Below are 14,275 nucleotides of genomic sequence, written 5' to 3'. Positions count from 1 at the left end.
CGCAGTGGTTGAGTGGCCTCAAACTGCATCTTAATGAGGTTGGGCATAAATTTGAAAAATTCAGTAAAATCAGTGCTTATTCATTAAAAGCGCAGTGGTTGAGTGGCCTCAAACTGCATCTTGCGCAGTGGTTGAGTGGTCTCAACCTGCGTCTTAAAGACTTGTTTGAGGCCTACTCAACTGTGCGGGGGTGGACAGACGAAGGAAAATTATTCATTTTCTACTTCTGGTCTACTCAACTGTGCGGGGGTGGACAGACGAAGCGAAATTATTCTTTCAATATAATCGATATGCGATATACAAAACTATCCACGATATTTACGAGTAACTTAACCTTCGATAAATGGCATACCATTATGGGACAAGATGAGATGTTAACAAAGGCGATTATTGATCGTATTTTACATCATTCTTATCTCATTAATATAACAGGCCCTTCTTATCAATTTAAAGACAAAATTTCCCCACGAAAAAGTGGGGAATCTTAAGTGAGACAATTCGGTATTGTTTAGTTAACTTTTATACATATACAAAGAGCAAATTGAATGCGTTTTTCTTTTAAATGTGGTATAATAGATTCAGTTGTAGGCGTTCTTGTCAATTAGGAAGAGGGTACGATATGACAAAAAAACTTAACTTAAAAACCAAGAACATAATTGAAAAAGAGTTACGTCGAGGGACAAGTAAATCACGAATTGCCGCTATTCTCAAAGTAGATTTTGATGAAGCACAAGAAATGATTGAAAAGGTTAAAAAATCTATTAGACCTGAGTTGAACGAAGTCATTACTTTTGAATTTAGGGATAATTTGATGCGTGGGACAATTATTAAATTATTGACTAATAGCGCCGTTGTTAAGATTAACTGGGACTATTCAGACACGACAATGAAAGATATCTGTGAAGATAAGACCATTGTTAATTTTAAGGATATTATTGATTTTATAGGCTAAAAGATAGCGATTTGGCATTTAAATGCTAAATCGTACTTTTTTGTTTTATCTTCAGAAAAAATATGGTAAGATATTTAAGCGTGTTAAATAATGACATGATGCATAAATATGGGAGGGTTTATGACACTAAGAGAGGAGACAAAGTATGTCACGAAAAGCAGAATCTTTAAAAACTTATATTGCTTTAAAACGCAGCATTAATGAAATAGAATCTAAAACCCGTAAATACGTAGGGAATTTTGGTTTAAATTTGAATGAATTTGCGGTCTTAGAAATCTTATACCATAAAGGAAAACGAACGACTCAACAAATTAAAGAGGGCATTTTAATTGCTAATAGTAGTACGACTTATATCGTTGATAAATTATGTGATAAAGGATTAGTTAAACGTGAATTTGCACCAGAAGATCGTCGAGTGATTAATGTAGAGATTACGGAAAGTGGACGAAAATTAATGGATGAGCTATTCCCAGCTCACGCGGAGCAACTAACTGCTAATTTTGATAAGTTAAGTGAGTACGATATTACTGAAATTCGTCAGTTATTAAAGAAAATGAATGGTATAAAATCTTAATATAAGCAAATAACTTTTTTATTATCTTTAAAGATGTTAAACTTAAGTTAAAATACTAAGGAGGACTCTTTTATGACTTTTGAATTACCAAAATTAAATTATGAATATGCTGCTTTAGAACCCGTTATCGATGCTCAAACAATGGAAATCCATTATACAAAACATCATAACACTTATGTTACCAACTTAAATAAAGCAATTGAAGGTACAGAGTATGCTGATAAATCAATTGAAGAATTAGTTAAAGGTTGGGCAGAATTGCCAGAAGATATTCAAACCGCTGTCCGCAACAATGGTGGGGGTCACTATAATCATACATTATTCTGGGAAGAATTAGTAGCGCCTTCTCAAGCAAAAGAGATTCCAGCAGATTTGGAAGCAAAACTTGTTGAAGCATTTGGCTCTGTAGACGAATTTAAAGAAAAATTTGCTGCTGCTGCCGCTTCACGTTTTGGTTCAGGTTGGGCTTGGTTAGTTTCTAATAATGGTAAATTAGAAGTAGTTTCTACTCCAAATCAAGATAACCCATTAACAGAAGGCTTATTACCTTTATTAGGTTTAGATGTTTGGGAACATGCATACTACTTAAACTACCAAAACCGTCGTCCAGATTATATTAAAGCATTTTGGGACGTAGTAAACTGGGAAGTTGTTGCAGATCGCTTAGCTTAGTCTAAGACTATATGATTGAATTAATCTTCGTCTAGCATTTTAAAATGTTAGACGATTTTTTTCATGTAAAATATTCGTTACAAGAGGCGTAAACAAGCATTTGTAAGGCTGCTTGTTGCAGATATTTCAGTTTGTTATAGGTTGATAATCTTCTTTTTCAAAGGTTGTTAGTAGGGAAATAATTAGCTATAATACAAAAGAGATAGGGGGAGAGTTTAATGAACTTTAAAAGAAATTGTCTTGTGACTTTAAGTGTATTATTGCTAAGTGGATGTGTTGATTTAAGCCCAGTTAATCCCAATGAAACGACTAGTAATATTTCTGAGTCCGTTGACGATAGCAAAGTCAATGTAATGGAAGACCACCAACAAAGTACTACCAAGAAGCAACAATTGCAACAATTAATAGCTAAACGTTTTGAAGCCCTTGATAAAGTAGGCATGAATTTGGTTGTTTCCACTACGATTGACGATCAATTATATAAAGTCAATGAAAAAACAGAGGAACGTTATGAAGAAGGTCAACTTAAAGGTTATTTGGTGACTAACCAAATCGAGCAAAACTCTCACGAGCTTGAAGAGCAAATATATTACAGTGGAGAAGACTATTATTATCGTTTTAATTCAAATTCGTGGCAAAATTTGTCAGGAGATACTAAATCGACCATTCTTTATATTTCTTTAATGAAGTATTTATTTGAAGGAAGCGATGAATGGCAACTTGACGAATCAGAAAACAACGTGTTGGTTAAGCGTACGATTGAGGATGAACAACTCTTAACAATTGCACCTCAGTTATTTAGTTTACCGATGATGCTATCTAAAAATGCCCAGATTGAAATGGATGCACAATATCGTGTCGATACAGAAAATGGTGATATTACTTATATTGTAATGAATATGGTAATAAATGATTTAAATACTCAATATAAGGTTAAAATCGAATCTAATATTAATTCGAAAGCTGAGTTTGATGAATGGCAAATTGATACCAATCAAACAGTTAGCTTAGACACCACACAAAAAGATCAACAACAATTGATTGCAGAAGCTAATCCTTATCAAGTGATTAATTATCTGGAAACTTATCGAGATGATCAAACCCAAACGACTTTGACAATGGGGAATTATCTAAATGGTGAACCCTATAGCTTAATCGAAGGTGAATTGAAAGAACAATCATTGATTAATGTAAGTTTTTGGAAAGCAAATCGACAGTATCAAGAAACAGAGGGAAATGTTGAAATTCAAGAGCTTAAGCAAACTAATCGCTATGCACAATTTGTTCAACGATTAGACCAACAGTATGAGCTGTTAGATCAATTGGAAGCGACAGAAGAATCAACTTTTATTACTTTGAGAGAGTTTTTTGAACAAGATTATGAACAATTTTCATCAACGTTAACTGAATTGGATAAGGAAATGTTTAATCAAGATAACAAAGTTTATGGAATTGATTATCTTATTCATAAAGAAACGTATCAATTGATGGGGGTTATTTTATGGAGTGCCGATGCCAATACAGCAGAAGTAGGAGCAACGATAACACTTAATTTTGATAACTTTAATGTATATAATCCGAGTTTATTAATGGATCAGGTGAGTGATCAAATTTTAAGAAAAATAATTGAATAAGAGGTTTGGTGAATGGAACAAAAAAATCATTTTTATAAAACGATGTTAGCAATTGCGATACCAGTTGCGATTCAAAATTTAATAACTTCTTCTTTAAATATGCTAGACACGCTTATGATTTCTTCATTAGGAGATATTACGCTAGCAGGTGTGGGGTTGGCTAACCAAGTATTTTTCTTTTATATTTTGATATGTTTTGGAATTAATACAGGGTCATCGGTGTTAGTATCACAATACTGGGGAAGAAAAGATACAGCCAATGTTCAACGTGTTACAGGCTTTGCAATTGCATTGTGTACCGGTTTTGGTTTATTGTTTACAATGATTGCTTTATTGTTCCCAAACTTTATAATGGGCCTACTAACTAGTGATTCAGAAGTCATTGCTAGTGGTAGTCGCTATTTACAAGTGGTTAGTTTATCGTATATTATGACGAGCGTTAGTTTTGCTTTTGGTACCTCATTAAGAAGTACCGGAGCACCCAATCCACCACTATACGCTTCGATTGTCGGATTTTTTACGAATGCTATTTTTAATTATTTATTAATTTTCGGGATTGGCTTCTTCCCACGTTTAGGTGTGGTAGGGGCTGCATTAGGAACGGTTATTGCACGTTTAGTAGAATTTATTATGATTCTATGGTATACCTTCCGTTATAAAGGGCCGATTAATGCTTCATTTAAACAATTTTTTAATTTTGATCAAGCGTTTATACAGCAATATATTGAAATTGTGAGTCCGGTTATTTTAAATGAAACTTTTTGGTCATTAGGGCAAGTGCTTTATAATATTGCTTATGCAATGACAGGGACAGAATCGACTGCGGCGGTTCAAATTGTTGCCTCTATCCAAAACATCTTATTTGTATTAGTAAGGGGATTGGCTAATAGTTGTACGATTATGATTGGAAGTTCTGTGGGACGCGGCGAAACAGAAGAAGCCTACGATTTAGGGCGTCGTTTCATTAAAATTGTCATTATAATTGGAATTATCATCGGAACCTCGATTGTTTTAGGACGGGATATTTTATTAATGGCATTTCCATCATTAAGTCCAACGGTTCGACAGATTTCAAGTCAATTACTCATTGTGATTGGTTTATTCTATGTATTAAAAGCCTTTAATTCCATTATTGTCGTGGGCATCCTTAGAGGTGGCGGTGATACAAGGTTTTCAATGTTTATGGAGACTTTTGCGGTCTGGTTGGTAGGGGTCCCTTTGGCTTTTATTGGAGCCAAATTTTTACAATTACCAATCTTGTGGGTGATGTCAATGGTCTTAATGGATGAAGTAGTAAAATCAATTGTCGGTATCATGCGGTTTAGGTCACAAAAATGGATTCATGTTATTAAGTAGGGTCAGCCTAGTATTTATTTTAATTAAAGCGACTTTACCAAAATGATGAGTCCAATTCATTGCAAGTAATCCTTATTATTGACAGATTTAGCTGAATGGCATTAATCAACAACCTAAGGCTTAAGGAATTTTGACTCAATGGTCTATACTCTGAAGCAATAAAAATAAATAACGCCATTCGATATTACTTATTTTAGTAATCAACGGTTATCATACATTAATTTAATGGACCAACATTATCTTTGGATAAACTCAACTCTATAATCTAGCGAAATTATATATATTTGGATATACAAAAAGACTGAACAGAAATGATGGATAGCTCTCTATCAGATAGATAGAAGGCTGTTCATAATAAATTTCTGTTCAGTCTATTTATTTTTAATGTGGCTTGGCGATTAAGGTACCCCAAAAGCCATCTATTCAGAGTTATTTACTTCATTTGAAACGTCAAAATAAAAACGACTCATTCATTTTTATTTTGGACCGATTTTTTATTTATATTTTTCTTCTAATTGAGACATCCACCAACCTAATAGGGTACCGCCTAATAATGATAATAGGCATGCAAAATATTGGATAAAACCAAAACCAGTATAATCTGTTGGTATAATGACTAAAGTAGATGCAATGACAACTCCTACGATAAAGTGGAAGAAGCCAGAGTAATTACGATCAAAAATACTAGCAATTAATTTGGATAATAAGACAATGGTTGCTAAACCACCTAAAGCAATCGGAATAATAACACTAAGGTCTAAGGTTTTAAAACCATCTGACATTTTTTGATAAAGCCCCATATACATAATAAAATTAGAAGGACTAAGACCAGGGATTAAAATTCCAAGTGCAATTAAGGCACCAGAGATAAACCAACTAATAAAATTAGCTGCAACTTGACCTTGGAATAATTGTTGGCCAAAGACTAATAAAATAAAACCAAAAATAAATGCAATTACCATCACGATGATGTCTTTTTGTTGGCGACCTTTTTTACCAGCCTCTGCCCATAATGAAGGAGCAGTACCTACAATACATCCGACAAAGAACCATCGAACAATTGTTTCATAATTTTCTAAAACCCAACTTACTCCAAAAGAGAAGAAGACAATACCAGCCAAAGCTCCGAATCCTACCGGAATAAAGTAGAGGACATTTTCTTTAAAGTCTTTGGTTATATTAGATAAAAAACGAATAATACGTTCATACATACCAAAGATAGCAGCTAAAGCTCCGCCACTGATTCCTGGAACGATAAATCCTGAACCAATAAACATTCCTTTAATAAATCGTAAGAACCAACTTTCTGTTTTTGCTATTTCATTTGTTTGCATTTCATTCCTCCATTTGTGTATCTAAAAAATATGACACTATAATAGTGTATAGTGCTTCACTATTTTTATCAAGTAATTTCCATATTTTGACTTTGAAAATAATGATAAGGGGCAATAAGGGGGTGCTAGAAACTTTAAATAATTCGTTTGTTTCATCTGTTTATTTTATATCCTAGTGGTTGAGTGGCCTTGAACTGCGTCTTAAAGAGGTAAGACATAACATTGTAAATTCAGTCAAGTATTGCGCGCTAATTAATAGTGCAGAGGGTGTGTGGCCTCAATCGCAGTGGTTGAGTGGTCTCAACCTGCGTCTTAAAGACTTGTTTGAGGCCTACTCAACTGTGCGGGGGTAGGCCGACGAAGCGAAAATCATTCGATTTTCTACCTCTGGTCTACTTCCAACTGTGCGGGGGTGAACAGACGAAGCGAAAATCATTTGATTTTCTGCTTCTGGACCACTCCCAACTTTGTGAGGGTGAACAGACGAAGCGAAAATCATTTGATTTTCTATTTCTAGACCACTCCCAACTTTGCGGGGATGATGAGACGAAACAAGAATTATTTGATTTTTAACTTCTGGCCTACTCCCTCAACTGTTCAATTGTTATGCAAATTCAGCGTACAAATAAAATCTGTCTATTATTTAAAATAAATTGATTTGCTATTATCACGAAGAAAATTTTGTAAAAGTACCATTAAAACTTTAATTTATGCTATAATAATGAAACTGAGAGGAGGCCATTCATGAAATTAAATCAAATAAAATTCAAGCCATCTTTCAAGGATAAAAAAGGTTTACAATGGCTTAAAAAGGGATATTCGGCCATACGCCATTATTTTTTATCCTTAAATCATGTATTATTGTTAATGACGTATATCTTAGTGATTATTGGAATGATTTTTGTCTTTAGTGCCTCTATGTATCAGACAAATAGTAATGGCACCAATGAAGCAGTTAGTCTAGTCTTTAGTCAGTTTAGAGCGGTCATAATTGGTTCATTGGGATTGTTTTTGATGCCTTTAATCCCTAGTAAATGGTATCGCTCATTGCCATTAATCTTGACCATTTCAGGTTCGTTCATGTTAATAATGTTATATACTGCATTATTTGAGGAAGAACGTGGTGGTGCAGCTAACTGGTTATCAATAGGCGGTTTTTCATTCCAACCTTCCGAATTATCAAAACTAGCGTTAATCGCATTATTCGCGTGGTATGCAAGTTTTAGCAATCTAGATTTGATTACCAATACAGTGTTAAAGATTCCAAGTTTAGTAAAACAACCATCTGAAACGTTGAAAGACATAATCGAAGATATTAAAAAAGAGCCACTCCATTTAATAAGTTTTATTATATTGTCAATGACTTTATTCGCGTTACTAAAAATGCCTGATTATGGAACGATATTAATTATTGGCTTAATATTAATATTGATTTTTGGTCACAGTTGGTTTTCCAAAAAAGGGATCGCGATAATTTATGGTATCCTGATGTTAGGCTATCTGATGTTGCGTTTGGTGTCGAATATTTATGGACCAGATTTAATTGCATCCGGAAATTATGGAAAAGCACGTATTGGTATTTTTACTAATCCTTTTATCGATGAATTAGGTTCAGGTTATCAGATCATTCAATCCCTGACCGCTTTTAGTAATGGTGGGTTATTTGGTAAAGGACTAGGAAACGGTCTGGTCAAAAGAAATCATTTACCAGCTGCTCATACAGACTTTATATTTTCAATTATGGGAGAAGAGTTAGGACTTATAGGCATTAGTATCTTTTTAATCATTTTCTTCTTTTTAATGATTTATATCCTTAAAATAGCTACCACTTTTAAAAATAGCTATCGTCGCCATTTAACAATGGGGATTGCAATTATGTTTTTGGTGCAGTCGATTGTTAATATTGGTGGTGCACTAAGTCTATTGCCATTAACAGGTGTGACCTTACCGTTTATTAGCTATGGTGGGACCAGTATCATGGTCAGTTTGATTGCAATCGGAGTAGTAGAGGCGATGTTCATTCATGAACAAAATGAAGATCATTCTCCTTCGACATTTAATAATAATCGTACAAATACAATACCAGCTAATGAAATTTATTCAGTAGAACCAATGGAGAGAAAACAACTAACAAGTTTTGAGAATGAGATGGATGATGATTCATTAGTAGACTGGAGTGATGAGAATGGAATTTGAATTAATTGAGCGTCAAGCATTAGTCGTTTGGCTCTATACCTTGAAACAAGTTAAAAATATTCGAAAATTTGGACATGTTCATTTTATTAGCAATCGATTACGTTATGTTATCTTATATGTAAATCGTGATGAACAGGATGAGATAATCGAAAAATTAAATAAATTACATTTTGTTCAAAAAGTAGAAGTTTCTTACCGTGATGATATTGATATGACTTGGAAGGATGCAATACCGAATCGTAAAGATAAAGATATGCTTCAAGAGAAAACGGTAGTTGAAGAAGAGAAAGATATCGTAACCGGTGATGTTAATTATGATTCATTTTTAAAATCATTACGCGATTCACTGTTAAATAAGGAAGAGAGCCAATGAGAGTCGTAGCAGGAAAATATGGCAGTCGCCCATTAAAAGCAGTCCCAGGACAAAATACGCGTCCGACAACGGACAAAATAAAAGAAAGTATCTTTAATTTATTAGGAAGTCGTTGCCACTCTGGCATTGTATTAGATTTATATGGTGGCACGGGTGGACTAGCAATTGAAGCTGTTTCACGAGGAATGGATCATGCAGTAATTTGTGAGAAACATCGAGCAGCAATAGCTACCATCAAACATAATATTGAAATTACTAAAGAAACCGAGCGTTTTACCTTATTAGCAGGTGATAATTATGCGAGTTTGAAAAAATATCAAACGGCACATCCAACAGTTATTTTTGATTTAGTATTAATTGATCCGCCTTATAAACGAGAGAAAATTGTTGAGGATATTAAATGGTTAGCCCAACTCGGATTGATCAATCAAGATACGATCATTATGTGTGAAACGGATAATGAAACAACTTTACCTGAAACCATTGATCAATGGTCTAAATATCGTGAGAAGCATTATGGATTAACAGTAATTCATTTATATGAATGGGAGGATGAAGTAGAATAAAATGAAAAAAATCGGAATTTTTCCAGGTAGTTTTGATCCTTTGACCTTAGGTCATTTGGATTTAATTGAACGTGGTAGCAAATTATTCGATGAATTAATTGTCCTCGTTGCAGTTAATACAACTAAAAAAGGACTTTTTAAACCGAATGAACGTGTTACCTTAATTGAAGAAGCTGTTAAGGGAATTGAAAATGTTTCGGTAGAACTTTATTCTGATGGCTTAGTGGCAACCTATTATCGTAATAAAAATGCAGTGGCTTTATTAAGAGGCGTGCGCAATGCTCTGGATTTTGAATATGAAAGCAATATTGCGATTATTAATCGTAAACAATTTGAATCTCTGGAAACAGTGTTAATGTATGCCAACGAAGAATATCGTTATTTAAGTTCAAGTATGATTAAGGAAGTTGCTTATTTTAAAGGTGATATTAGTGATATGGTACCACCTAATGTGCGAATGGCCATTGAAGAAAAATATGGCACTTTAAAAGATATATAATAATAAAAAGGTTTGGCAGAACGAAAGTTTTGCCAAACCTTTTGCAATTATATGTTGTCTTTCCTATTCCCAACTGATTCGAATTGAATGTACTAGAAATAATAATTACGCTAGGATAATATTGACACATTCTGGTGCTAAAGCCGTTACTTTAGCTTTTTTCAATAAACCAGATTTTGTATCACGATTTAATACAGTAATCAAATCAGTGTCTTGATGAGGAATAAGTAAAAACTTTTCAGTTTCATCTAAGATAAAATCACGAGGAATTTCTCCATATGTTGATATTCTTTGGATTTCACTTAACATTCCAACAGAATCTACTTTAAATACTGTAATTAAATTTGAAAAACGAGTTGAGCAATATAAGAATTGACCATCTTGAGTAATACGAATAGCCGCACCAGCTGAGGTCTCTACTTCGGATGCATCAACATTTGGTAAAGTGTTAATGACAGTTAAGGTCTTGTCTTCATTAATTCGTACCACTGAAGTCGTGTTACCAAGTTCACCAATGACATAAGCCACGTCTAAGGTTGGGTGAAGTGTGATATGACGAGGTCCTGTGCCGGCAGGGAATTTCGTTACTGAAAATTCTGCTAGTAAACCATCATTTTGTATATCATAGACATACACTTCATCCGTTCCTAAATCACAAACATATAATTGGGATTGATCTTTACTAAAATGAGTCATATGAACATGGGGTGATTGCTGATTTTTATGAACGCTTGAGCCAGAATGAGTGACTTGCTCAATGAAAGATAGTTCTCCTGTTTCGCTATAACGGTAAATATCGATGGACCCTTGGTGATAATTCGAAACATAAACAGTACGTGTTGCTTCATGATATGAAATGTGACACCCAGGAATCTCAGTTGCAAAGCATTCTGATTGCGTAATGAAAATACCATTCGCATCTTTTTTCAGTACTGTCAGACCACCTTTATCAGCTTTATTAATAGCAAATAAGGTATCTTTATTTTCATTAAGGGTTAACCAAGTTGGATTATTGAGAGCAGAAACAGGGATGACTGGTCCAAATTTAGTCTTGCTTGGATCAAATGTGACTGAGGATATTCCTTTATTAACTCTTTTTGTGTATCCGCCTAAAAAGTAAGTTTTTTGCACGTATGTTCCTCCTAAAAGCAGTATTTGATTATTTATAGTATAACATCTGATTAAAAAAATTCAAAATATTATTAAAATTTATTAATAAATAGCCTTTAGGTCTTTGGTAGTATCTCTTTTTAGTTAAAATATGGTAAAATAAACGTATCGCTTTAGAAAAGGAGGATTTTGATGGATCAACGTCATAAAAAATCAACAGATGCACGTCATCCTTTATTTTGGCATAATTTTTTAAACAGTAAAATGGTTACGACTTTAATGATTATTTTATTAGTTTTAATTATTATTTTCTTAATGACCAAATTAGCTTATATATTTACTCCAGTTTTAACTTTATTCGAAATATTTGGTTTTCCAATTGTTTCGAGTGCGGTTTTATACTATTTGTTTTACCCGATAGTCAATCAATTACATAATCGTGGGGTAAAAAAATCGATATCAGTATTTGGAATTTTTATTTTCTTAATTTTAGCAATCAGTTTAAGTATTGGTTCCATTGTTCCGATTGTGCGCGACCAAGTCAATACCTTCATTGAAAATGTTCCTAATTATTACGAAACTTTAATGAAAATGTTTAAAGATTTACCATTTTCTTTTAATGATGTATTACCTGAATTAGGCATTGATTTACAGAAGGTATTCGATGGTTTCTCCACTGAAGGCTTTAGCCAACGACTCGATAGTATTGTTTCTTCCACCTTTGGTGGATTGGGAAGTTTTGTTGGAACGATAACTACCACCTTTACAGGGCTATTAATTATCCCAATTTTTACTTATTATTTATTAGTAGAGTCCGATAAAATCCCCAAAAAGCTTCTATATTATATTCCGACAAAATATCGTCAAGTAGTCAGTCGAATGTTATATCAAGGTAATTATCAAGTATCTCAATATATTCGTGGACAAATTATTGTGGCAATTTGTGTGGGAATAATATTTGGGATAGGGTATGCGATTATTGGTCTTGAATACGGTACAACGTTAGCAGTGCTTGCGGGTTTATTAAATATCATTCCTTATTTAGGGTCGTTTATTGCTATTATTCCGGCATTAATTGTTGGTTTAATAACATCACCTATCATGTTGGTTAAAGTAATTATTGTGATGGTGGTCGAACAAACGATTGAAGGTCGATTTATTTCACCTCAAGTATTAGGCAATAGTATGCAGATTCATCCTGTAACGATACTAATGGTGTTATTAGCCAGTGGTAAGTTATTTGGAGTGGTAGGTGTGGTGATTGGTATTCCAACTTTTGCTGTCCTAAAAGTAATAGTTTCAGAAATATATTCATGGTACCGTGAAAATAATCCTTCTTATCAAGAACCAATCATTGACTATTCAATGGGGGGTACACCTGTGATTGACTCAATGATGGAAAGCAAAAATATTAATGAAAGTACAGAGAAAACGGATGAGAATTAAGCAAAATAAACTCTTACTATTACCTATAGTAGGCATGATACTGAGCGGTTGTGACTCAGTTAATCAAAAATATAATCAATTTATTGAACAAAAAGCTGAAGAAAGTACAGTAGTTGAAAGTGAAGAAACAACTGAAGTTTCAGAAAAATTAGTCGATATTCGATTAGTTCCTGAATTTGTTCAAGTAGAAGAAGCGGTAAAAGACATTGATAATTTAGAAATAGGGGAAGAAATTTATCGTACTTCGCAAACTATTACGCAATCACAAGATAATTTCGATATTTCAGTTAATCAAATGGTGGTTTATGAAGCGAAGTCGGATGATCAAATATTGGGTATAAAATCAACAGATAGTGATGAAGGAGCGATTGTTATCGTTAATGTCGCTATTACTAACAAAACGGCTGAAACTTTCTATTTCCCAATTGATGAACTAAAATTAAGCTATCCGAATGCACCTGTTGCTCGTTTGGCGACCGCAGGATTGTATCCTTTGCAATCAGGGAATTTATATGAAATTTTATTAAGTGATGATCATGGTGCTATCTCGCCAGCCTCCACTGTCGAAGGTTATTTAGTTTATAGTTTAACAAAAGAGGATTTTGAACATATTAAAGAGCAAAACGCTTTTAATTTAACAGTTGTACCACCCAGACTTGATGCTGATAGTATTGTAGGCCTTAGTTCAACCGATTTAGGCTATGTCTTACCTTTATATTTACCTCTCACGGACACGATTGAACAAGAATTAGTTGATAAAAATAAGCAAATTCAAGATCGTATTTCTGCTGAATGGTGGGGACGTAAAGAGATATTAGCGGATGAGATTCTTGAAGAAAAAGACACGGATGGTGAAGTTAATTTTACTTTAAAACGTATTGAAATTTCGGATTTTACCCCAAATGAAAATTATGAAGAATCATTTCAATACTTCCCTAATGGTCAAGTGATTGTTTCATTACAAATTGAAATTGACAATCAATCGGAACATACTTTATTACCTACCGATAGTTTAGTTAATTTAGTCATTAACGGCGATACTATTCAAAGTGATTATATCTTAATTAATGAATTATATGGCGAGCATTTAGAACCAGGTGAAAAAACAACCATCATTAAAACTTTTGCTTTAGATAAATATACGTATCAACAAAATTGGCAAAATCAAGATATACAAATTTATATTCAGGTATCTCCCGATGATTCAATAGACAATCAGGACGCAACTACAACGGTTGAAGAATCAACTGAAGTGGAACAAGTCGAAGAGTTTATGACGGGCGAAGAAGCGGATATTATTGTAGAAGATGAAACAGGTGAAGAGACAGAGTTGATGTATGTCGGGAATTTTGTATGGGAACCAAAATTGGTGAAATATATAAACGAAGATTTAGAAGTAGTTGACGAATTAGTATCAGAAGAAGCGGATGATGAGACGACAGAAATGGATAACCTTGATGACGCAGATACTATTTTAGAAGAAAGTACAACAGAAGCAATAAGTGAATAATGTAACACAATCATAAAATAATATAATGAGATTTTACTTGAGGCAGGGCAACA

General features: G+C 33.6%; 14 protein-coding genes. 12 read left to right on the top strand and 2 right to left on the bottom strand.

All coding sequences use genetic code 11. The annotated features are described in order from the left end of the window. The 6 genes from HMPREF2811_RS10385 to HMPREF2811_RS10360 form a co-directional block, all read left to right on the top strand. Window positions 1-488, top strand: a 488-nt coding sequence (locus tag HMPREF2811_RS10385; protein ID WP_168164985.1) for an ATP-binding protein, incomplete at its 5' end; no start/stop codon positions are given. Between the two features lie 131 nt (window positions 489-619). Next, window positions 620-952 carry a DUF2187 domain-containing protein gene (locus HMPREF2811_RS10380; protein ID WP_066127299.1) on the top strand — a complete coding sequence of 111 codons (333 nt, stop codon included), beginning with the start codon at window positions 620-622 and terminating at the stop codon, window positions 950-952. A 145-nt stretch (window positions 953-1,097) separates the two neighbouring features. Next, window positions 1,098-1,526: a MarR family winged helix-turn-helix transcriptional regulator gene (locus HMPREF2811_RS10375; protein ID WP_066127296.1), complete on the top strand. Its 429-nt coding sequence runs from the start codon at window positions 1,098-1,100 to the stop codon at window positions 1,524-1,526. A gap of 72 nt (window positions 1,527-1,598) precedes the next feature. Next, on the top strand, window positions 1,599-2,198 hold the full coding sequence (locus HMPREF2811_RS10370; protein WP_071409266.1) for a superoxide dismutase: 600 nt from the start codon (window positions 1,599-1,601) through the stop codon (window positions 2,196-2,198). Window positions 2,199-2,416: 218 nt separating this feature from the next. Next, entirely contained in the window at window positions 2,417-3,832 is a 1,416-nt protein-coding gene (locus tag HMPREF2811_RS10365) for a hypothetical protein (RefSeq protein WP_071409265.1), read from the top strand. A gap of 12 nt (window positions 3,833-3,844) precedes the next feature. Further along, the gene (locus HMPREF2811_RS10360) at window positions 3,845-5,188 is read left to right on the top strand and encodes an MATE family efflux transporter (protein ID WP_071409264.1); all 1,344 of its coding nucleotides are present in this window, start codon (window positions 3,845-3,847) and stop codon (window positions 5,186-5,188) included. A gap of 494 nt (window positions 5,189-5,682) precedes the next feature. Here HMPREF2811_RS10360 and HMPREF2811_RS10355 read toward each other — a convergent pair whose 3' ends face one another. Continuing rightward, a complete protein-coding gene (locus HMPREF2811_RS10355) occupies window positions 5,683-6,522 on the bottom strand; it encodes a DUF368 domain-containing protein (protein ID WP_071409263.1) in 840 nt (279 codons plus the stop codon). 744 nt (window positions 6,523-7,266) lie between these two features. Here HMPREF2811_RS10355 and HMPREF2811_RS10350 point away from each other — a divergent pair. The 4 genes from HMPREF2811_RS10350 to coaD are packed head-to-tail and all read left to right on the top strand — an operon-like array spanning window position 7,267 to window position 10,156. Further along, a complete protein-coding gene (locus tag HMPREF2811_RS10350) occupies window positions 7,267-8,718 on the top strand; it encodes an FtsW/RodA/SpoVE family cell cycle protein (RefSeq protein ID WP_071409262.1) in 1,452 nt (483 codons plus the stop codon). Beyond that, a complete protein-coding gene (locus HMPREF2811_RS10345; protein ID WP_071409261.1) occupies window positions 8,708-9,091 on the top strand; it encodes a YlbG family protein in 384 nt (127 codons plus the stop codon). The genes HMPREF2811_RS10350 and HMPREF2811_RS10345 overlap by 11 nt, the downstream gene beginning before the upstream one ends. Next, window positions 9,088-9,657 (top strand): 16S rRNA (guanine(966)-N(2))-methyltransferase RsmD, encoded by a 570-nt coding sequence (gene rsmD, locus HMPREF2811_RS10340; protein WP_071409260.1) that lies wholly within the window; start codon window positions 9,088-9,090, stop codon window positions 9,655-9,657. Before HMPREF2811_RS10345 ends, rsmD begins: the two co-directional genes overlap by 4 nt. A 1-nt stretch (window position 9,658) precedes the next feature. Next, the gene (gene coaD / locus HMPREF2811_RS10335; protein WP_066126503.1) at window positions 9,659-10,156 is read left to right on the top strand and encodes a pantetheine-phosphate adenylyltransferase; all 498 of its coding nucleotides are present in this window, start codon (window positions 9,659-9,661) and stop codon (window positions 10,154-10,156) included. Window positions 10,157-10,261: 105 nt separating this feature from the next. Here coaD and HMPREF2811_RS10330 read toward each other — a convergent pair whose 3' ends face one another. Further along, window positions 10,262-11,287, bottom strand: a complete 1,026-nt coding sequence (locus tag HMPREF2811_RS10330; protein WP_071409259.1) for a lactonase family protein — start codon at window positions 11,285-11,287, stop codon at window positions 10,262-10,264. A gap of 171 nt (window positions 11,288-11,458) precedes the next feature. Here HMPREF2811_RS10330 and HMPREF2811_RS10325 point away from each other — a divergent pair, with 171 nt between their 5' ends. Both HMPREF2811_RS10325 and HMPREF2811_RS10320 read left to right on the top strand, forming a co-directional pair. Further along, entirely contained in the window at window positions 11,459-12,712 is a 1,254-nt protein-coding gene (locus HMPREF2811_RS10325) for an AI-2E family transporter (protein WP_071409258.1), read from the top strand. Beyond that, entirely contained in the window at window positions 12,681-14,222 is a 1,542-nt protein-coding gene (locus HMPREF2811_RS10320) for a hypothetical protein (RefSeq protein WP_210386579.1), read from the top strand. The genes HMPREF2811_RS10325 and HMPREF2811_RS10320 overlap by 32 nt, the downstream gene beginning before the upstream one ends. The last annotated feature ends 53 nt before the right edge of the window (window positions 14,223-14,275 follow it).

Origin of the sequence: Globicatella sp. HMSC072A10 (assembly GCF_001811625.1) — a bacterium.
In the GTDB taxonomy this organism is placed as follows: Bacteria; Bacillota; Bacilli; order Lactobacillales; family Aerococcaceae; genus Globicatella; species Globicatella sanguinis.
The sequence above is the reverse complement of the archived record's forward strand: the minus strand, read 5'-3'. Positions and strand labels throughout refer to the sequence as shown.